This is a genomic window from Modicisalibacter ilicicola DSM 19980 (assembly GCF_900128925.1).
Lineage (GTDB): Bacteria > Pseudomonadota > Gammaproteobacteria > Pseudomonadales > Halomonadaceae > Modicisalibacter > Modicisalibacter ilicicola.
The window spans coordinates 274571-295492 of the sequence record NZ_FQUJ01000003.1 but is presented as its reverse complement, the minus strand read 5'-3'; the positions used below and the strand labels follow the sequence as shown (position 1 = coordinate 295492).

At 66.2% G+C, this 20922-nt stretch carries 14 protein-coding genes; 6 read left to right on the top strand and 8 right to left on the bottom strand.

Annotation, left to right across the window (positions count from 1 at the left end; genetic code table 11):
* Window position 1 precedes the first annotated feature (1 nt).
* The 4 genes from smc to BUA41_RS03940 all read left to right on the top strand — a co-directional run bounded on the left by smc (window position 2) and on the right by BUA41_RS03940 (window position 7535).
* The gene (gene smc / locus BUA41_RS03955; RefSeq protein ID WP_072819917.1) at window positions 2–3496 is read left to right on the top strand and encodes a chromosome segregation protein SMC; all 3495 of its coding nucleotides are present in this window, start codon (window positions 2–4) and stop codon (window positions 3494–3496) included.
* A gap of 195 nt (window positions 3497–3691) precedes the next feature.
* On the top strand, window positions 3692–5131 hold the full coding sequence (zipA, locus tag BUA41_RS03950) for a cell division protein ZipA (protein ID WP_072819915.1): 1440 nt from the start codon (window positions 3692–3694) through the stop codon (window positions 5129–5131).
* 98 nt (window positions 5132–5229) lie between these two features.
* Window positions 5230–7272 carry an NAD-dependent DNA ligase LigA gene (gene ligA / locus BUA41_RS03945; protein WP_072819913.1) on the top strand — a complete coding sequence of 681 codons (2043 nt, stop codon included), beginning with the start codon at window positions 5230–5232 and terminating at the stop codon, window positions 7270–7272.
* Window positions 7269–7535, top strand: a complete 267-nt coding sequence (locus BUA41_RS03940; RefSeq protein ID WP_072819911.1) for a YheU family protein — start codon at window positions 7269–7271, stop codon at window positions 7533–7535. Before ligA ends, BUA41_RS03940 begins: the two co-directional genes overlap by 4 nt.
* 49 nt (window positions 7536–7584) lie before the next feature.
* Here BUA41_RS03940 and mnmC read toward each other — a convergent pair whose 3' ends face one another.
* From mnmC to BUA41_RS03900, 8 genes are all read right to left on the bottom strand, one after another.
* Window positions 7585–9639 (bottom strand): bifunctional tRNA (5-methylaminomethyl-2-thiouridine)(34)-methyltransferase MnmC2/FAD-dependent 5-carboxymethylaminomethyl-2-thiouridine(34) oxidoreductase MnmC1, encoded by a 2055-nt coding sequence (gene mnmC / locus BUA41_RS03935; RefSeq protein WP_072819909.1) that lies wholly within the window; start codon window positions 9637–9639, stop codon window positions 7585–7587.
* A 111-nt stretch (window positions 9640–9750) separates the two neighbouring features.
* On the bottom strand, window positions 9751–10968 hold the full coding sequence (locus tag BUA41_RS03930; protein ID WP_072819907.1) for an acetate/propionate family kinase: 1218 nt from the start codon (window positions 10966–10968) through the stop codon (window positions 9751–9753).
* A 254-nt stretch (window positions 10969–11222) separates the two neighbouring features.
* Complete coding sequence (locus BUA41_RS03925; protein ID WP_072819905.1) at window positions 11223–12410, bottom strand: acetate/propionate family kinase; 1188 nt, start codon at window positions 12408–12410, stop codon at window positions 11223–11225.
* Window positions 12407–13363, bottom strand: coding sequence for a bifunctional enoyl-CoA hydratase/phosphate acetyltransferase (locus BUA41_RS03920; protein ID WP_072819903.1), 957 nt, complete (start codon window positions 13361–13363; stop codon window positions 12407–12409). Before BUA41_RS03920 ends, BUA41_RS03925 begins: the two co-directional genes overlap by 4 nt.
* Window positions 13347–16091 (bottom strand): cation-transporting P-type ATPase, encoded by a 2745-nt coding sequence (locus BUA41_RS03915; protein ID WP_072819901.1) that lies wholly within the window; start codon window positions 16089–16091, stop codon window positions 13347–13349. Before BUA41_RS03915 ends, BUA41_RS03920 begins: the two co-directional genes overlap by 17 nt.
* Before the next feature lie 61 nt (window positions 16092–16152).
* Complete coding sequence (locus tag BUA41_RS03910; RefSeq protein WP_072819899.1) at window positions 16153–17910, bottom strand: PHA/PHB synthase family protein; 1758 nt, start codon at window positions 17908–17910, stop codon at window positions 16153–16155.
* A gap of 124 nt (window positions 17911–18034) precedes the next feature.
* Entirely contained in the window at window positions 18035–18334 is a 300-nt protein-coding gene (locus tag BUA41_RS03905) for a YciI family protein (protein WP_072819897.1), read from the bottom strand.
* 43 nt (window positions 18335–18377) lie between these two features.
* On the bottom strand, window positions 18378–18929 hold the full coding sequence (locus BUA41_RS03900) for a septation protein A (RefSeq protein WP_072819895.1): 552 nt from the start codon (window positions 18927–18929) through the stop codon (window positions 18378–18380).
* A gap of 99 nt (window positions 18930–19028) precedes the next feature.
* Between BUA41_RS03900 and BUA41_RS03895 the strand changes: the two genes are divergently transcribed.
* Both BUA41_RS03895 and BUA41_RS03890 read left to right on the top strand, forming a co-directional pair.
* Window positions 19029–19910, top strand: a complete 882-nt coding sequence (locus BUA41_RS03895) for a PHP domain-containing protein (RefSeq protein ID WP_072819893.1) — start codon at window positions 19029–19031, stop codon at window positions 19908–19910.
* A 335-nt stretch (window positions 19911–20245) separates the two neighbouring features.
* The gene (locus BUA41_RS03890; RefSeq protein ID WP_072819891.1) at window positions 20246–20869 is read left to right on the top strand and encodes an L-threonylcarbamoyladenylate synthase; all 624 of its coding nucleotides are present in this window, start codon (window positions 20246–20248) and stop codon (window positions 20867–20869) included.
* Window positions 20870–20922: the final 53 nt, after the last annotated feature.

The following is a 20922-nucleotide window of genomic DNA, read 5'->3' as shown; positions in this document are numbered from 1 at the left end:
CATGCGTCTCAAGTCGATCCGGCTAGCCGGCTTCAAGTCCTTCGTCGATCCGGTCACGGTCCCTTTCGACGGCAACATGACCGCCATCGTCGGCCCCAATGGCTGCGGCAAGTCCAATGTCATCGACGCCGTGCGCTGGGTGATGGGCGAATCCTCGGCCAAGACCCTGCGCGGCGAGTCGATGACCGATGTCATCTTCAACGGTTCCACCGGGCGCAAGCCGGTGGGCCAGGCCTCCATCGAGCTGTTCTTCGACAACCGTGACGGCAGCATGGGCGGGCCCTATGCCCAGTACGCCGAGATCGCCGTCAAGCGCCTGGTCACCCGAGACGGCCAGTCGAGCTACTTCTTCAATAGCCAGAAATGTCGCCGGCGCGACATCGCCGACCTCTTCCTGGGTACCGGCCTGGGGCCGCGCTCCTACGCGATCATCGGCCAGGGCATGATCTCGCGCCTGATCGATGCACGCCCCGAGGAATTGCGCGCGACCCTCGAGGAGGCCGCCGGTATCTCCAAGTACAAGGAGCGGCGTCGCGAGACCGAGAATCGCATGCGCCGCACCCAGGAGAACCTCGAGCGTCTCGACGACATCCGCGAGGAACTCGACAAGCAGCTCGAACGCCTGAAGCGCCAGGCCGAAGCGGCAAAGCGCTATCAGAGCCTGAAGAACGAGGAACACCGTCTCAAGGGCGAACTCGCCGTGTTGCGCGGCCGGGCGTTGCGGGCCCAGCAGACCGAACAGGAAAGCCGGGTGCGCGAGATGGAAACCCAGGTCGAGCGCGAGATCCTGGGGAGCCGGCAGTGCGAGAACCGGCTGGAGGAGTCGCGTCTGGAGCACGATCGCTTGTCCGAACAGCTCGAGGCCCATCAGGCGCGCTTCTACGAGACCGGCGCCGCCATCGCACGTCTCGAGCAGCACCTCGAGCATGCCCGAAGCCAGGAGCAGCGTCTCGCCCGGGAGCTGGAAGCGGCGCGCCGCGAACTGAGCGAACTCGATCGGCTCGGTGACGAGGATGACGCCCGTCTGGCCGAGCTCGACGAACGGCTGGCAGCGTTGCGGCCCGAGCAGGAAGAGACCGCGGCTGCCCTCGCCGAGCTCGATGCGGCCCTGGAAGACGCCGAGCAGGCCTTCGAGGACGCCCGGGAGCGCTGGGAAGCCTTCAGCGAGCAGGATCGCGAGAAGGGGCGTGAGGCCGAACGCGCCCAGGATGCCGTCCGTCATCTGGAGCGGCAACTGGAAGCCCTGGCCGGGGAGAGCCAGCGCCGCCGCCAGCAGCATGACGAGTTGCCCGAGCCGGGCGAACTGCGTGAACGACGCGAGGAGCTCGGCGAACGGCTGGCCGATCTCGATCTGCGGCTCGAGACCCTGGAGACGCGGCGAGTGACGCTGCAGTTCGATCGCGAGCGCCTCCGTGGCACGCTCGGCGACGCCGAGGCGGCGCGGGAAGAGGCGCGTCAGAGGCGCAGCCGGCTGCAGGGCGAGCTGGCCTCGCTGGAAGCGCTGCTTGCGGCCAGTCTCGATGGAGATGGCCGGAATCTCGATGCCCTGCTCGAACGCCACGGCCTGGACGCCGCGCCTCGGCTGGCCGAGCGCATGCGGGTCAGTCCCGAGTGGGAGCGTGTGGTGTCCTGGGTGCTGGCACCCTGGCTCGATGCGCGCCTGGTGTCCGAGCTGCATCGCCAGGCACTCGGCGATACCCCGGGCGGCGACGAACTGGCGTTGCTGGCTGTGGAACCCCACACGGCACCGCCGGGCACCCTTGCCGCTCAGGTCAGTGATGCCGGCGCCGCGGGCCGGATACTGGCGACGATCCATTGTGCCCGGGATCATCACGACGCCTGGGCACGCCTCGACCACCTGGCACCCGACGAGAGTGTGGTGACCTCGGACGGCCTGTGGTTGGGCAGTGGCTGGGCACGACGCCACGGCGCCGGCGAGAGCGCCGACAGTGTCATGACCCAGCAGCGACGCCGCGACGAGGTCGTCAGTGCGCTGGACGATGTCTTGGCGCGGCTCGACGAGCAAGAGCGGACGCTGGCCGAGGCCCAGGCGCGTGAGGCTTCCCTCGAGGAAGCGCTCGAGCAGAGTCGAGGCGAAGAGCGTGATTGCCAGCAGCAGCGCCAGCAGATGGCCTTGCAGGAAGCCAGTCTCGCCTCTCGGCTGGAGCATGCCGATGCCAGGCGTCGCGATCTCGACGCGGAACTGGAAGAACTCGAGGGACGTCGTGAAGCCTGCGCCCTGGAGCTGGAGCAGGCCCGAGAGCGCTGGCAGCAGGCAATGGCCACCCTGGAGCAGAGCAGCCAACGCCGCGAGAGCCTCGAACGGGAGCGTCGCGACACCCAGGAGAGCCTCGCCGGTCTGCGGGGCCGTCAACGACCTCTTCAGGAGCGGGGCCAGCAGCTGGCCCTGGAGCATCAGCGTCTGAGCACGGAACGCACCGGTCTCGATCAGCAGCGCGGCCGCAGCGGCGAGACACGCGCCCGTCTCGAAGAGAAGTGCGCCGAACTCGAGGAGCAGCGTGAGATGCTGCGCGAACCGGAGGAGGAGGAGCGAGAGCAGCTCGATGAGCTCCTGCACCGACGCTCGAAGGAAGAGCAGGCACTCAATGCCTGCCGCGATGAGGCCCATCAACTGGCCGAACGGCTGCGCGAGACCGAAGCCGCTCGCCAGCAGCACGAGCGCAATCTGGAAGGCCTTCGCAGCCGACTCGAGGAAGCGCGCATGCAGGTCCAGGCGCTCCGGCTCAAGGGCGACGCTCAGGACGAGGCGCTGAGCGAGCTGGGCCTCGAGGCCACCGAACTCGAATCGTCCCTCGACCCTGATGCCACGGAGTCCGCCTGGCAGGCGCGTCTCGATGCGATCGGCGACAAGGTGCGGCGCCTGGGCGCCATCAACCTCGCCGCGATCGAAGAATATGACCAGCAGGCGGAACGCCGCGACTACCTCGAGGGTCAACATGCTGAGCTGAGCGAGGCCCTCGAGACGCTGGATCGGGCGATTCGCAAGATCGATCATGAAACGCGAACCCGCTTCAAGCAGACATTCGATCAGGTCAACGACGGTATTTCGCAGCTATTCCCCAAGGTTTTCGGGGGCGGAACCGCCTGGCTGACGCTGACCGGGGAGGATTTGCTGGAGACCGGGGTGGCGATAATGGCGCGCCCCCCCGGCAAGAAGAACAGCACCATTCATCTTCTCTCCGGGGGGGAAAAGGCGCTGACCGCCCTATCCCTGGTGTTCGCAATCTTCCAGCTTAATCCGGCGCCGTTCTGCATGCTTGATGAGGTGGATGCACCACTGGATGATGCCAATGTCGGTCGTTATGCGGCACTGGTGAAAGAGATGTCGGACTCTGTACAATTCATCTATATCACGCATAACAAGATCGCCATGGAAGCGGCGGATCGATTGATGGGGGTGACGATGCAGGAGCCCGGTGTGTCACGCCTCGTGTCGGTGGGTGTAGAGGAAGCGGCGGAGCTGGCCGAGGCATAGAAAACTTGCAGAAAAAGCCCAAAAGGGTTACCAACATCCATTAGTATTGGTATCAGGGACAAATGAAGGGCGATTGCGCTGGGCTGAGGTAAAACTTGACATTTAAAAAAAGTAGCCCTTTTTTTGGCAATCGCGCTATGCTATTGAGCAAATAACTTACAGGCATGGCGCCTTAGCAAACAGGCAAGACGACCCATGGAACTAAGAGAGTGGTTGATTATCCTGGGGCTGGTTCTGGTGACCACCATCGTCGTCGATGGTGTGCGTCGCCTGCAGCGCCAGCGCAAGGTGCCTCGACTCGATCACGCCGATCGAAGCGAGAGCGGTGACAGTGGGGAGCAGGAGGCTCCGGCAGTCGACCCCGAGGCTGCGGCTCGCGAGGCCGAAGTCAACTGGGAGCTACCCAACGGCGGCGCTCGCGTGGTCAAGCCCGCGACGCAACCCACGGTGTCTCCCAAGCCCAAGCTCCAGCGCCAGGATCACCCTGGGCCGTCGAAAGTCTTCTCGCGCATGGCGCAGGAACAGGACAAGCCGACCGCCCGCTCGGGTCGCGATCCGCGAGCCGCCGCGTCCGGCCAGAAGGGCACTCATACTACTGCCACGACTTCCACCTCGCAGGCCGGGTCCACCCGGGAGTCGGTCCCGGCAGCGCGCGAAGCGCGACCCACCCAGGCCAGGGAGGAAACTGCGCGACCGGAACAGGCAGCCTCCTCGAGCCGGGTCGCCTACGAGAAGTTTGCACCGGCGGCCGAGGAATCCGGTCAGAGCACGTTCAGTCGTGCCGGTGTGGCCGCGGCCCTGCGTTCCGGTGGTCAGCGTGTTTCGCAGTCGATGCAGCGGGTCTCCTCCGCATTTCATCGTCACGAAGGAGAGTCGACCCACCCCCATCGGGAACCCTCCCTGGGTGACAGCGCTGATTTTCCGTCGGACTTCCCGGAAAGCCCCACCGAGCGGCACGTCCAGGCGACCCAGGACCGGGAAGAGGCGCCTGCCGCCGCGACAACCGAGCCTCGGTTCGAGCCGGCGGGCGACGGTATCGGTGAGACTCGCGGTTCGGAAGAGTTCGCCGAGTCGCAAGCGACATCCGACCAGGTCAGGGAGCGTCAGGACGACACCGTCACCCCGCATCCGGTCGTCGAGAAGGCACGGCGTCACCATGTGAGTGCCCAGCGCGCCCGTGAAACCCTGGCCCACGCCGAGGAGATCATCGTCATCAGCGTCATGGCACGCAACGATGAGGGTTTCAAGGGGCCGGACCTGCTCAAGTTGATGCTGGCCTGCGGGCTGCGCTACAGCGAAATGGGCATCTTCCTGCGCTACGAGACGGAGGAGCCCGAAAGCGAATTGCAGTTCGCCATGGTCGACGTGATCAAGCCGGGCACCTTCGATCTGGAGGCGATGGATGACTTCGCCACGCCGGGCGTGACCTTCCTGATGCCGTTGCCCGGGGCCGAGGATGCGTCCGCAGCCTTCGAGGCGATGGTGGAAACCGCCATGGTGCTGGTACGTAACCTGGGGGGCGAGCTGAAGGACGAAAACCGCAGCGTCATGACCGCCCAGACCGTCGAGTTCGCTCGCCAGCGCGTGCAGGAGTTTGGTCGTCGGCATCGGTTGCATCGCTACCAGGCCAATTGAACGATCGACCGGCGGGGCCACCAGGCCCCGCCTTTTTTGCGGCAATCGCAGGGCATGCCTACAATGCGGTTTTTGCCGCTTCGAGACCCGCGACTCGCATGAGCCAGAAACCCCCCGAGCTTCACGAGGAGGCAGCGCGCCTGCGCGCCGAACTCGACGACGCCAACTACCGCTATTACGTCCTGGACGACCCCACGCTGACCGACGCCGACTACGATCGTCGGCTGCGCCGTCTTCAGGAGCTCGAGTCGGCGCACCCCAAACTCGTGACGCCGGATTCGCCTACCCAGCGTGTCGGCGCCGCCCCGGCCGAAGGCTTTCCCGAAGTCCGTCATGCGGTGCCGATGCTTTCCCTGGACAACGCCTTCGACGAGGAAGAGCTCGTGGCCTTCGTCCGGCGAGTCAATGAGCGTCTGGAGCGCGATGAAGATGACCTGACGTTCTGCTGCGAGCCCAAGCTCGATGGAGCGGCGGTGTCGCTGGTCTACGAGAACGGCGTGCTGGTCAGCGGTGCGACCCGGGGCGATGGCCGCACCGGTGAGGGCATTACCTCGAATCTGCGCACGCTTCGCTCGGTCCCCCTCAAGCTGCGCGGCGATGCGCTCCCGCAGCTGATCGAGGTGCGCGGCGAGGTCTACATGCGCCACTCGGGGTTCGAGGCGCTCAACGAGCGCGCCCGCAAGGAAGGCAGCAAGGTGTTTGCCAACCCGCGCAATGCGGCCGCCGGCAGCCTGCGCCAGCTCGATCCACGCATCACCGCCCGGCGCCCTCTGGAGTTCTGTGCCTACCAGGTGGCGCGTATCGACGATGGCGAGATGCAGATGACCCATTCGGCCCACATGGCCCGGCTTCGCGAGTTCGGCTTTCGCACCAGTCCCGAGCTCGCTCGGGTCGAGGGCAGCGAGGCGCTCCTTGATTATTGTCGGCGCCTGGGCGAGAAGCGCGAGGGCCTGGACTACGACATCGATGGAGCGGTCATCAAGGTCGACGAGCTGCGCCTGCAGCGCGAGCTGGGGTTCGTCGCCCGGGCACCGCGCTGGGCCATCGCCTACAAGTTTCCGGCCCAGGAACAGACCACCCGACTCAAGGCGGTGGAGTTCCAGGTGGGGCGCACCGGAGCGATCACCCCGGTGGCACGTCTCGAACCGGTCACTGTGGCCGGTGCCCTGGTCTCCAACGCCACGCTGCACAACCAGGACGAGATCGCTCGCCTGGGCGTGATGGTCGGCGACCGGGTGGTCATTCGGCGCGCCGGCGACGTGATCCCTCAGGTGGTCCGGATCGTCGAGGGCGAGCGGCCCGAGGACGCGCGACCCATCGAGTTTCCCACCCATTGCCCGGTCTGCGACTCGAAGGTCGAGCGCATCGAGGGCGAAGCGGTGGTGCGCTGTCCGGCCGGGCTCTACTGTGCGGCCCAGCGCAAGGAGGCGCTCAAGCACTTCGCCAGCCGCCGGGCGCTGGATATCGACGGCCTGGGTACCAAGCTGATCGACCAGCTCATCGAGCGCGAGTGGGTCAAGACCCCGGCGGATCTGTTTCACTTGCAGGCGAGCGAGCTGGAAACCTTGCCGCGCCTGGGCCAGAAATCGGCGGACAACCTCATCGCCGCCTTGGAGAAGTCCAAGCGCACGACGCTGCCCCGCTTCATCTACGCCCTGGGCATCCGCGAGGTCGGCGAGGCGACGGCCGGCAACCTGGCACGGCACTTCGGCACCCTCGAGACACTCATGAAGGCCGGGCTCGAGGACCTCGAGGCTGTCGAGGACGTGGGGCCGGTGGTCGCCGCCCATGTGCACGCCTTCTTCGCCGAGGAGCACAATCGCGACACCGTGGCGCAGTTGATCCAGGCAGGCGTGACCTGGGAAGAAGCGGAAGTGAGTGCTCGGCCACAACCCTTGAGCGGGCAGACCTGGGTGCTCACCGGCACCCTGGAGAGCATGACCCGGGACGAGGGCAAGGCGCGGCTTCAGGCGCTGGGCGCCCGGGTCTCGGGCAGTGTTTCCAGGAAGACCGCCGGGGTGGTCGCCGGGCCGGGGGCAGGCAGCAAGCTTGCCAAGGCCGAGGAACTGGGTGTGGAGGTGCTGGACGAGAAAGCCTTCCTCGCTCGGCTGGCGGATTGGGAAAAAGGAGAGGCATCATGAGCGGTCGCTTCGTGGAGGTTCCTTATCGCATGTTGCCCGGGGAAACCCTCGATGCCCTGCTTGAGACCTTCGTCACCCGCCAAGGGTACGACACCACCGATACCGGCGAGGGCATGCGTGGCTGGGTGGCGCAACTCAAGCGCCAGCTTGAGCGCAGCGAGCTGCTCGTCGTCCACGACCTGCAGACCGAGACGACCGAGATCATGACCCTGGCCCAGTGGCGGGCATTTGGCAGAGACTTGGCCGACGACGAGGAGGATTAGACGTTGCCGAAAAGTGTCTGCGCTTGCCCACTTTTCAAATAAAGCCTGGCTACCGAGCTTGACCGCTGCGGATGATCTCGGCGATCAGCCGGCGACCGGGATGCAGGTGATCGACGAGTTCGCGTTCCAGCGGCATTGGTTCGTCGCAGAGGCGCGAGGCGAGCACCTCGGCGCACAGCGGGGCACTGGCCAGCCCCCGGGAGCCGTGGGCGGCGCTGATCCACAGGCCGGCATGGTGACGGCCCGGCGTGGCGGGCACGTGCCGCGCGTTCTTTTGCAGCATCGCGTAATCCTGGCGCCAGGCCGTCGCATCGGGCACCGGCCCGGCGTAGGGCGACTTGTCGGGGCTGGCTGCCCGCAGCCCGACGCGTCCCTGCAGCTGCGCCGGATCGAGGTCGGCACCGCTGGCGCGCAGCGCCTCGGCGTAGGCGGGCAGCAGGTGTTCGAATTCCGCCAGGTTGGCGGCGTGGTCGATATCGCGCAACTCGCCATCGGTGTCGCCGGGGCCGAAGGTGGCGCCGAAAGTCTGTACGCCTTCCAGTGCCGGCATGGCGTAACCGCCGGCACAGACGACACGGTCCAGAGCCTGCTCGATGCCCCTGGGCAACGTCAGGGCGCTGACCTGGCCGCGTATGGGCTGCAACGGCAGCCAGGAGAGAGGCGCGAAGCTCGGTGCCCGCCAGGCGTTGGCGACCACGACCTGATCGGCAGTCATGATCTCCCCGTTACTCGAGGCCAGCTGCCAGCCTTCCCCGTCGGGGGCCAGCGCCGTCACCTCGGCTCGACGAAAATCGATGCCTTGGTGCTCGGCGAGTCGCTGGCACAGGGCTTCCGGGCGTACCCAGCCCGCGCCCGGATAGTCGAGCCCGCCTTGCGAAAGGGCGACACCGGCGCGACGGCTGGCTTCCCGAGCCGATACCCCCTCGACGATGCCCCGGGGCAGCGGATGGTTGTTCAGGAAGGCCGCTTGACGGCGGGCCTCCTTGGCGCTCAACGCCAGTTGCAGCACGCCGCAATCGCGCCAGAGGCGACGCTGCGGATCGAGACGGGCGAGCAGGCGCCGAGTGTAGAGCAGCCCGGCCAGGTAGAAGCGGCTCTGCAGGTTGGTTTCGGCGGCCAGCTTGACGTAGAGCGCCCCCTGGCGATTGCCCGAAGCCTCGGCGCCCGGTGCCTGCCGGTCCAGCAGGGTGACCCGCACGCCGCGTCGGGCCAACGCCTCGGCGGTGCTGGCGCCGGCCAGCCCCGCACCGATCACCGCGACATGCTGCGTCGGCCGGGAGGGCGGTGGCGTGAACCAGGGAACATGACGGCGCGACCTATCCGCCGGAGAAGCCACGAGATGACCGCGCAGCATCTCGCGCTTGCGCCCGAATCCCGGGGCCTTCTCCCAATGGAAGCCCGCCTCCCCGAGTCCGCGCTTGACGAGGCCCGCGCAGGTGAAGGTGGCGAAGGTGGTGCCGGGGCGGCTTCGGGCCGCCATGGCCTGGAACAGTGCCGGCTGCCACATGGTCGGGTTCTTGGCCGGGGCGAAGCCGTCGAGGAACCAGGCGTCGACCTTCCCTTCGAGGTGCACGAGGCGCTCGGTACTGTCGCCGAAGTGCAGGTCCAGGACGACCCGCGGGTCGAGCACCAGGCGATGTACGCCACTGACGGGCTCGGGCCATTGATCTATCAGGATGCCGGCAGGTCCGGCAAACTCGGGCCAGGCGGCCAGGGCACGCGCCAGATCGTCGCGGGTCAGCGGGTGCTTCTCGGTGGAGATCAGGTGCAGCCGCGCGCCGTCGGCGGCATGGGTGTCGAAACAGGCCCAGGCGCAGAGCACGTTCAAGCCGGTGCCGAAGCCGGTCTCGCCGATCACGAAGGGCCGGCCCTCTCGCCAGGCAGCGAAACGCTCGGCCAGGCGGTTGCCCTGCACGAACACATGCTCGGTCTCGGCCCGGCCGTCCTGGCGCGAGAAGTAGACATCGCCGAAGGCGAGCGAATGCGGGGCTTCCGCGGCATCGTCCGCTTGGGCCCAGGCCAGGCGGGCGGTTTCCAGGGCGGCCAGTGGCGGCAGTGGGGCGGGGCGGTCGTCCAAGAGCGTCGTCTCCGCAGTCGAGGCCATGGTCAAGAATTGAACAGCCCTGCCAGGCTGACACAGGCCGTGGCCTGGCGCCAGCCGTCCGCTGTCTCTTAACAGGCTTGTCCACAGTTGCTGTGAACAAGAAGCGTCCTGCTAGCTACAGGCCAGCGCTTCCCGTTCCCTGCGCTGGGCGCGAGGCGTCGCGCAGGCCAGGGTGCGCGTATGGGCGGCGATGACGCCTTCCTCGTCCGTGGGAATGACGAAGACCGGCAAGGCGCTGTCCGTCGTGCTGATGCAGGATGCGCCCTCGGCGTTGGCCGCCGGGTCGAGGCGCACCCCCAGCCACGCCAGCCTGGCGGCGATGCGCTCGCGGATCGGCGCGGAACGCTCGCCGATGCCCGCCGTGAATACCAGGCCATCCAGGCCGCCGAGCTGAGCGACCAGCGCCCCCAGCTGCGAAACGATGCGATGGACGAAGAGCTCGATGGCCTCCTGGGCCCGCGGGTCGTCGCTCTCCAGCAGATCGCGCATGTCGTTGCTGATGCCGGAAACGCCCAGCAGGCCCGATTCCCGGCGGATGAGGTGATAGACCTCGTCGACGCTCATGCCCCGGTCGCGCAGCAGGTGCATGATCACTCCGGGGTCGAGGTCACCGCAGCGCTTGCCCATCATCAGGCCGTCCAGCGCGGTGAAGCCCATGGTCGTGGCGACGCTGCGGCCTTCCTGCATGGCGCACAGGCTTGCTCCGTTACCCAGATGGGCGACGATGAAACGACCGTTGGCCTGGCTGCCCGCATGGCGTGGCAGCACGCTGGCGATATATTCGTAGGAGAGGCCATGGAAGCCGTAGCGCAAAACGCCTTCGTCGGCGAAGTGGCGCGGCAGGGCGAAGAGTTGGGCGACGCGGGGTTGTGTGCGATGAAAGGCGGTATCGAAACAGGCCACCTGGGGGATCTCGGGCCAGGCCTCGGCGATCGCATGAATGCCGCTCAGGTTGTGGGGCTGGTGGCCCGGAGCGAGATCGCTGAGGCCCTGTATCGTCTCGAGCACCGTGTCGTCGATCAGGGCAGGAGCGTCGAAGTGACGCCCGCCATGCACCACCCGGTGGCCGGCCGCCACGACCCGCAACGAGGGCATCTCCTGGCCAAGGCGCTCGAGCATCCAGTGAATCAGCGAACGGTGGGTCGTCATGTCGGTCGCCAGGGCCATCCTCTCGCCCGCGGCAGTACCGGAAAGGGCCCGGTAGACTGGCGCGCTACCGATACCGGTGATATTTCCCTTCCATACCGGTGCAGGACGTTCCTCGACCGCATAGGCGGCCGCCTTGATGGAGGAGGAGCCGCAGTTGATGACAAGGATAACGTCGGTCATGTGGTGAATCCCATGCTGAAATGAAAATGAAACAGTAAAAGCTGGCGCCTGATGGGTCTGATAAAAGTGAGAGGGAATGTCTGATGCCTATGATAAAACGCTGTGCGCATTATACAAAGGTCGAAAAGGGGGCGTTAAACGAGCCATATCGAAGAACGCGACCCGAAGGCCGCGTATCAGGGAAGTGCACCGCGAAGAGCGTCCATGCCTCGGCCACTTTTCGGTGACTGGTGAGAGGTAGGAAGGTGCTCGCCCTAGGAGAGGGTCATCGCCTGAGTCAATCTGCACGTGTGCCTGGCGATGACCCCTTCCTCATCCGTGGCGATGACATGGACCGGCAGCGCGCTCGTCGGGCTGCTGATGCAGGAGGCGCCGGCGGCATTGGCCGCGGGGTCGAGGCTCGCCCCCAACCACGCCAGACCGGCCACGAGACGCCGGCGAATCTCCGGGGAGTGCTCGCCGATGCCTGCAGTGAACACCAGGCCATCCAGCCCTCCCAGTTGCGCGACGAGCGCGCCCAGCTGGGACAAGGCGCGATAGACGAACAGCTCGATGGCTTCCCGGGCGTGGGGGTCGTCGCTTTCCAGCAGATCCCGCATGTCATCACTGATGCCGGAGACCCCGAGCAAGCCTGACTCATGACTGAGCAGGGCATCGACTTGCTGCATGCTCATTCCGCGATCGCGCAGCAGGTGCAGCACCACGCCGGGATCGAGGGCGCCGCAGCGCTTGCCCATCACAAGACCGTCGAGAGCGGTGAAGCCCATGCTGGTGGCGATGCTGTGCCGGTCGCGCAGGGCGCAGAGGCTGGCCCCATGACCAAGGTGGGCGACGACGATGCGCCCTTCGGCCCGGGTGCCCAGGTAGTCCGGCAGCACACTGGCGATATATTCGTAGGAGAGGCCATGGAAGCCGTAGCGCAGGACCCCCTCGTCGGAGAGCCAGCGGGGCAGCGCGAAGAGTTGCGCGACCCTCGGTTGGCTACGGTGAAAGGCGGTGTCGAAGCAGGCCACCTGTGGGATCTCCGGCCAGGTGTCGGCAACGGCCTGGATGCCCGCCAGGTTGTGGGGCTGGTGGCTGGGGGCCAGCGCGCTCAGGCCGTGCAGTTCTTCCAGCACAGTCTCCGTCACCAGGGCCGGCGCGCTGAAACGACGTCCGCCATGCACCACCCGATGCCCCGCGGCCGCCACCTTCAGCGTTGGCTGTTCCTGCCGAAGGCGCTCGAGCAGCCAGTGAATCAGCGACCTGTGGCCCCGGGCGAACTCGGAAGGCACGGCCTGCTGCGGACCAGGGGCCTTGCCCGAGCGTGATTCGTAGGTCGGCGTACGACCGATGCCGTCGATTTCTCCCTTCCACAGCGGCTCTTCCGGGTCGACCAGCGCATAGGTGGCCACCTTGATGGAGGAGGAGCCGGTGTTGACCACGAGAACCACGTCAGTCATGGGTCAGATCTCATGTGATGATGAACGTAGAGTTGTGCCAGCGCCGCCGAGGCGAGACGAGACAGGACGTCATCCGCGCGGCTGGTGAGCATGATGGGGACGCGTGCCCCCAGGACGATGCCCGCGGACTGTGACTCCGCCAGGTAGATGAGCTGCTTGGCCAGCATGTTGGCTGCCTCGAGATCCGGCGCCACCAGCACATCCGCGTGACCGGCCACGGACGAGTCGATGTGCTTGGCCTTCGCCGCCTCGGGGGAGATCGCGTTGTCGAAGGCCAGCGGGCCCTCCAGTTCGCCACCGGTGATCTGGCCGCGCTCGGCCATCTTGCACAATGCCGCCGCGTCGATGGTCGAGGCGATCTTGCCGTCGACCGTCTCCACGGCGGAAAGGATGGCAACGAGCGGCCGCTCGATGCCCAGGGCATGAGCGAGATCGATGGCGTTCTGCACGATGTCGCGCTTCATCGCCAGGTCCGGGTAGATGTTGATGGCGGCGTCGGTGATGAACAGCGGCTTGGGATAGTGGGGGACATCGAGGGCGAAGACATGACTCATGCGTCGCTCGGTACGCAGCCCCAGGTTTCGATCCACCACGGCTGCCATCACCTCGTCGGTGTGGATGGCGCCTTTCATCAGGGCACTTGCCCGTCCCTCGCGCACCATTGCCACGGCCCGTGCCGCGGCTGCGTGGCTATGGGGGGTATCGACGATTTCCAGGTCGGTGATGTCCAGTGTCGCGTCCCGGGCGGTCTGGCGAATCCTGGCTTCCGGACCGACCAGCAAGGGAGTGATCAAGCCATGCTGGCGTGCCTCGAGCGCGCCCTCCAGGCTGAGGCGGTCACAGGGGTGGACCACCGCGGTGGAGATCGGTTCCAGTTCGCGGGTGGCCTCGAGCAGCTGGCGGTAGCGGGCGCCGGGCTCGTGCCGGTAGGTCGGGTTAATGATGTCGTGCATGAGGTTTCGCCTCGTCTTTCAAGCCAGGAGTCGATGAGCGACGAAAACGGCGCACCAGCAGCTTTTCGAGTTCGACCAGCAGGAACAGGCCGATGGCGAACAAGCCGATCGGCAACCAGGCCCCGGCGTCGAGCGCGGCGGTATCGAACAGCTTCTGCATGGGTGGCAGGTAGGTGAAGAGTAGCTGGAAGCCGACGACCGTGGCGATGGCGATGAGCACCGCGCGGCTGCCGAAGAGGCCATCCAGCGTCCAGGTATTGGCGTGGAGTCGGCGGCTGTTCAACAGGTAGCCGATCTCGCCGGCGACCAGGGCATTCACGGCAATGGTTCGTGCCACGCTCAAGCCGTGTGCCTCGAGATGCATCAAGAACAGCGTAAAGGTTCCCGCCATCAGCAGCACCGAGACGAAGAGGATCCGCCACACCAGGAAGCCGGAGAGAATCGGCTCGTCGGGCTGCCGCGGCGGGCGGCCCATGACATTCTGCTCGGCCGGCTCGAAGGCCAGGGCCAAGGCCAGGGTCACGGCGGTGATCATGTTGACCCAGAGAATCTGTACCGGGGTGATGGGCAGGGTCAGGCCCAGCAGGATCGCCGCCATGATCACCAGGGCCTGGCCGCCATTGGTGGGCAGGATGAACAGCAACGCCTTGCGCAGATTGTCGTAGACCGTGCGCCCTTCCTCGACCGCGTGGGTGATGGAGGCGAAATCGTCGTCCGCGAGCACCATCTCGGCGGCTTCCTTGGCCGCCTCGGTACCCTTGCGGCCCATGGCGACCCCCACGTCGGCACGCTTGAGGGCCGGCGCGTCGTTGACGCCGTCGCCGGTCATGGCCACCACCTGCCCCTCGGCCTGCAGCGCCTCGACCAGGCGCAGCTTGTGTTCGGGGGTGGTGCGGGCAAAGATGTCGATATCGTTGGCGGCCTTGGCGAACCGGGTCGCGTCGAGTCCGTCGAGTTCGTGTCCGGTCATCACGCCGCGATCGTTGCCGATCCCCAGACGATGGCCGATCGCACCCGCGGTGGTGGCATGGTCGCCGGTGATCATCTTGACCCGTATGCCGGCACGCTGGCATTCGGCCACGGCGGCGATGGCCTCTTCTCGCGGCGGATCCAAGAAGCCCAGCAGACCCAGCAGCGTCAGGCCCTCGCGCACGTTCTCGTGAGCGAGGGCGGACTGGTCGGCTTCCGCGGGACGGGAGGCCACCGCCAATACACGCATGCCTTCCTTCGCCATGGCCTCGCTCCGGGTCCGCCACGCCTCCAGGGTGGCGGCATGGTCGAATCGGCACATCTCCAGCACCCGCTCCGGCGCGCCCTTCACATAGGCATGGCTCTGGCCTTCGTCATTCCGGTGCAGGGTGGCCATGAACTTGTGCTCGGACTCGAAGGGAATCATATCGACCCGGGATCGCTGCCGCTCCTGGGCCGGGTCGAGCCCCGCCTTGTACGCTAGGGTGATGATGGCCCCCTCGGTGGGATCGCCATGCACCCGCCACTGGCCCTGCTCCTCGGCGAGTTCGGCGTCGTTGCAGAGGGTGGCCGCCTGGACGAGGGCGTGGAGGTCCGGTTGCTCCGCCAGGGTCACCGGCCGCTCGTCGAGCAGGATGTCGCCTTCCGGCCGGTAGCCGATGCCGCTGGCCTGATAGTCGTGTTCCGGGGTGGCCAGGCGCTGCAGGGTCATCTCGTTGCGGGTCAGGGTGCCGGTCTTGTCGGAGCAGATGACCGAGACCGAACCCAGGGTCTCCACCGCCGGCAAGAGGCGAATGATGGCGTTGCGCCGGGCCATGCGCGTCACCCCGATGGCCAGGGTGATGGTCATGATCGCCGGCAGGCCTTCGGGAATCGCCGCCACCACCAGGCTCACGGCGGCGATGAACATGTCGGCGGCCGAGGCCCCGCCGACCAGGTAGCCGAACAGGAAGGTGACGCTGGCCAGAAACAGGATGGCCAGGGTCAGGTAGCGAGCGAATACCGCGGTCTGGCGCAGCAGCGGCGTCTCGAGCGGCGTGACCTGGGTCAGCAGGGTGCTGATGCGACCGATCTCGGTGTGCTGGCCGGTGTGCACGACGACGCCACGGCCGCGTCCCGAGGTGACCAGGGTGCTGGAAAAGGCCATCGAGGTGCGTTCGGCCAGGTCCGTCGCTTCCGCCACCGGTGCGGCGCTCTTCTCGACCGGTAGCGATTCGCCGGTCAGCGCCGCTTCCTGTATCTGCAGGCCATGGCTGTCGAGCAGGCGCAGGTCCGCCGGCACCCGATCGCCGGACTTGAGCACCACGATATCCCCGGGCACCAGGCTCTGGGCCGGCACGCTACCGCGCTTGCCGTCACGGATCACTGCCGCATAGGGCGAGAGCATCTGCTTGATGGCGTCCAGCGCCTTCTCGGCCTTGCCCTCCTGGAGGAAGCCGACCAGGGCATTGACGATGACCACGCCCAGGATCACCCCGGTGTCCACCCAGTGGCCGAGCAGCGCGGTCACCGCCGCTGCGCCGAGTAGCACGTAGATCAGCACGTTATGAAACTGCTCGAGCAGTCGCCGTAGCGCACTGCGCCCCCTGGCTTGCTCGAGACGGTTGGGGCCGAAGCGTTGCAGGCGCGCCTCGGCGCCTTCCGTGCTCAGCCCCCGATCGTCGCTGTCGAGGGCGGCCAGGGCCTCGCTCGTTTGAAGCGCGTGCCATGCCGCGGGGCGATCCTGGTCGCCGAGGGTCTGAAACTCTTCCATCTGCATCGAATCTTCCTCCCTGGGCATGCCCTTCCGGGCAAATTGTCCTCCCCTGCCTGTGACGAGATCAGGGCTGCAGCACGTAGCTGCCCGGCGCCTCCATCAGCGGCGGATGTGTCTCGCTGCCCATCGCCGGTGGTTCGACCTTCGGGGAGGAACGCTCCGCGAGCCAGGCCTGCCAGGCCGGCCACCAGGACCCTTCTTGCTCCGGAGTCGTCTGGCGCCAGGTGTCGGGGTCGATGTAGCTCTGCTTCTCGTAATGGGTATGCAGTTGATAGCGTCGCCGCGGGTGTCCCGGTTCGCTGACGATGCCTGCGTTGTGCCCGCCGCTGGTGAGCAGGAAGGTCACCTCGTCGGCATCGGTGAGCAGATGGATCTTGTAGACCGAACGCCAGGGTGCGACATGGTCGCGACGGGTGGCCACGGCGAAGATGGGCGCGCGGATGTCGGTGATGGCGATCGGCCGCTCACCGACGAAGAAGCGTCCCGTGGCCAGTTCGTTATCGAGGAAGAGGCGGCGCAGGTATTGCGAGTGCATGGCATGGGGCATACGGGTCAGGTCGGCGTTCCAGGCCATCAGGTCGTTCATCGGCTGGCGCTGCCCGAGCAAGTAGTCGCGGACCATGCGCGACCAGATCAGGTCGTTGGAACGCAGCAACTGGAAGGCGCCGGCCATCTGGTCGCCGGTCAGGTAGCCGCGATCCCACATCATGCTCTCGAGGTAGGCGACCTCGCTCTCGCTGATGAACAGCGTCAACTCGCCGGCCTCGGTGAAATCGACCTGGGCCGCAAGCAGCGTGAGCGAGGCCAGGCGATCGTCGCCGTCCCGGGCCATGGCGGCGGCGGCAATCGACAACAGCGTGCCGCCCAGGCAATAGCCCACGGCATGTACCAGCCTGTCGGGCACGATGTCGGTCACCGCATCCAGAGCCGCCATGATGCCGAGCGTGCGGTAGTCGTCCATGTCCAGGTCGCGATCCTCGGGGCCCGGGTTGCGCCAGGAGATCATGAAGACCGTATGCCCCTGGGCGACCAGGTAGCGCACCAGGGAATTTTCCGGTGACAGGTCGAGTATGTAGTACTTCATGATCCAGGCCGGCGCGATCAGGATAGGCTCCGCGTAGACCTCCTTTGTCGCGGGGGCGTACTGGATCAACTCGATCAGGTGGTTGCGGTAGACGACCTTGCCCGGCGTCACCGCCAGGTTCGCGCCGACCTCGAAGGCCTCGCTGCCGGCGGGCGGCTGTCCGGTCATGCGCCGCTCCCAGTCATCGATGAAGTTGCGCCAGCCGTTGAGGTAGTTCATGCCGCCCTGGTCGAGGGTTGCCTGGGTGACCTCGGGGTTGAGCCACGGGAAGTTGGAGGGCGACCAGCGGTCCAGTACCTGGCGGCCGATGAAGGAGACGACCTCCTCGGTGTCGGGGGAAAGGCCGTCGATGTCGCTGGTCGCCTTCTGCCACCACTGCTCCTGCAGCAGGAACGATTGATAGATCAGGCTGTAGGGCCAGCGCGACCAGGCGTCATTCTCGAAGCGCCTGTCCTGGGCGAGCGGTGCGATGCACGGGCGGGCATCGAGCGCCGGGTTCACCTGGCCGGCATGCTGGGCCAGGCGGATGGCACTGCGCTGGGCCTCGGCAATCAGTTCCAGTTGCTTGCCCGGCGAGAGGGCGAGGTGGGAAAGCCATTCGAAAAGGCTCGTGGCGACCCCCGCCGGGGTGATGCCCAGGGTCGCCTGGGCAAGCCCTGCCTTGAAGGCGCGATCGATGGCCCGGGTCGTGTAGTGGTCGTGCTTCGCGTGTGTCGTACTGCACTGAGCATTGGTCATCACGGTCCACCCCTTGTCTCGAAGGCTGGCGGTGCTCCTGTCGTGTACCGCCGGGAGGCACACCTCATGATGGCAGAATTGCCGTAGGGCAAAGTTGCCTGAACTCAATACTTGGCACGAATCCTCAGGGAAGGACCTTCTTGAACGGCTTGACCGTCACGTCGGCATAGACGCCGGCGCTCACGTAGGGGTCGGTGTCTGCCCAGGCCTGGGCGGCCTCCAGGTCCTCGAATTCGGCGATCACCAGGCTGCCGGTGAAGCCGGCATCCCCCGGGGACTCGGTGTCGATGGCGGGATGCGGACCGGCAATCACCAGGCGGCCCTCGTCGCGCAGCTGTTCGAGGCGAGCCAGATGGTCCGGACGAGCACTCATGCGCTTGTCCAGGCTGTCGTTCACGTCTTCGCTGATGATGGCATAGAGCATGGCGCGTTTTTCCTCATGTGAAAGAACGTCGAGGCGTGTGAAATCAATTGTCGCAAGCGTCGGGCCGGGCCAGCATGTGGCGGCTCAGGTAGACGCCCTGGGCGAGCACGAAGGCCAGGGTCAGGCCGAGCATGCCGAAGAGCTTGAAATTGACCCAGGTAGCCTCGCTGAAGGTCTTGAACACGTAGACGTTGAGCATCGCCAGGACCAGGAAGAAGCCGGCCCAGGCGAGGTTCAGGCGTGTCCAGATGGCCGCCGGCAGGCCGATGACCTGGCCCATCATGCGCTGGGCCAGGGTCTTGCCGCCGAACAGCGGCGAGAGCAGAAAGGCCAGGGCGAACAGGGCATTGACCACCGTGGGTTTCCACTGGATGAAGGCCGCATCGCGAAACAGCACCGTGGCACCGCCCAGCACGACCAACAGCCCAAGGGTAACCAGGTGCATCTTCTCGAGCCGGCGATGGCGCCACCAGATGACACCGACCTGGGCCAGGGTGGCGGGGATCAGCACCAGCGTCGCCAGCACGATGTCGCCACTCAGGTGATAGGCCGCGAAGAAGATCGCGATGGGAAGAAAGTCCAGCAGCAGCTTCATGAAAGGATCCTGTGGTGATCGGGACGCCATTGACCCGCGTCGGCGGGGCGCGCACCATGGCGCTCCTATTCTGACAAAGACGCCGAGCGGCGTCATGCGATGATGCCACTTCCCGATACGCTCGAGTCGGCTGCCGGTCTCGATCTGCACATGCACTCCACTGCCTCGGATGGCGCCCTGTCACCCAGGGCCCTGGTGGCTCTTTGCCACGCGCGGGGCGTGACCCACATGGCGCTGACCGATCACGATACCGTGGCGGGTCTCGCCGAGGCGAGTGTCGAGGCGCAGCGACTGGGTGTTCGGCTGCTGCCGGCCACGGAGCTCTCCGTCCAGTGGCAGGGCATGACGCTTCATGTGGTGGCGCTGTTGCCCGAAGGGGCCAGCACCGCCATGCGGGAGGCCCTGGCCGCCCAGGCCAGGGCACGCATTGCTCGCGGCGAGGAGATCGCGCGACGCCTCGAACAGATCGGGCTCGATGACGCGCTGTCTCGCGCCCGGGCCCAGGCAGATAGCGAGCGCCCACTGGGGCGGCCGGATTTCGCTCGCGCCCTGGTGGAGGCGAAGCTGGTGCCGGACATGGCGACGGCCTTCAAGAAGCATCTCGGCGCCGGCAAGCGTGGTGACGTCAAGGCGCACTGGCCTTACTTGAGCACCGCCCTCGGCTGGATTCACGAGAGCGGTGGCGTGGCCGTACTGGCGCATCCCTTGCGCTACGGGCTGACCCGGCGCAAGCGCGGCCTGCTGCTCGATGCCTTCGCCACGGCGGGAGGGGAGTCGGCCGAGCTGATCAGCGGTTTCCAGAACCCGGACATGACCCGCGACCTGGCGCGCCAGCTCCAGGAACGCGGGCTGCATGGTTCCCTGGGCAGCGATTTCCATTTCCCCGGCGGTCACCTGGCGCCGGGCAGCATGAGCCCGGCGCCGCGCGGCGCGCCATCCCCGGTCTGGTGTCATCCCGCTCTTGCCGCCTTTGCTGGCTGAAATCGCATAACGAGATAAGCTAAACAACTAGGTTATGTCTGAAAAGTCGACGAGCGACGGCCAGCGCTAAGCCCGCTCCTGCGGGCTAACGCATTTCCCACATCCATGTGGGTCACAAGGCAAAAATCGACGACAAATCGGCAGGATAGCCGATTTGGGCAGCATGGCTGCTCGAAGAGCAAGCGACATGGATGTCGCGAGCCCAAAGACGGAGTTTACGCGGTGTAAATGAGTACTTTGAGTCGATTTTTAACGCCGTATGGGCGAGCGCAGGCACTTTTCGGATAAAGCCTAGCAACAAGAAGAAGCCGCAACGCACGATGCCAGGAGACGACATGACCCAGTTTTTCCAGATCCATCCCGAGAATCCTCAGAAGCGCCTGATCGACCAGGCGGTATCCATCATTCGCCAGGGCGGTGTGATCGCTTACCCTACCGATTCGGGATATGCCCTGGGATGCCATCTGGGCGACAAGAAGGCCATCGAGAGGATCAAGTGGCTGCGCTCGTTGGACGACAAGCACAACTTCACCCTGGTCTGCTCGGACCTGTCCGAGATCGGTACCTATGCCAAGGTCGACAACGCGGCCTTCCGCTTGCTCAAGAACAATACTCCCGGGCCCTACACCTTCATTCTCGATGCCACCAACGAGGTGCCACGCCTGCTGCTGCATCCCAAGCGCCGCTCCATCGGCGTGCGCGTGCCGGATCATCGCATCACCCACGACCTGCTGGACGCCCTGGGCGGCCCACTGATGAGCGTGACGCTGATTCCGGTGGGCGAGGAGCTGCCGATGACCGACGCCGAGGAGATTCGCGAGCGCTTCGGCGCCCACCTGGACCTGGTCGTCGACGGTGGCGCCTGCTCCCTGGAGCCGACCAGCGTGATCGACCTGCGGGACATCCCGCCGGTGATCCTGCGAGAAGGGCGTGGCGATACCTCGCCGTTTCGCGGTTGAGTGCATCACCGCCAGCCCCCGAAAGCCGCATCGAATGCGGCTTTTTAGTCGTC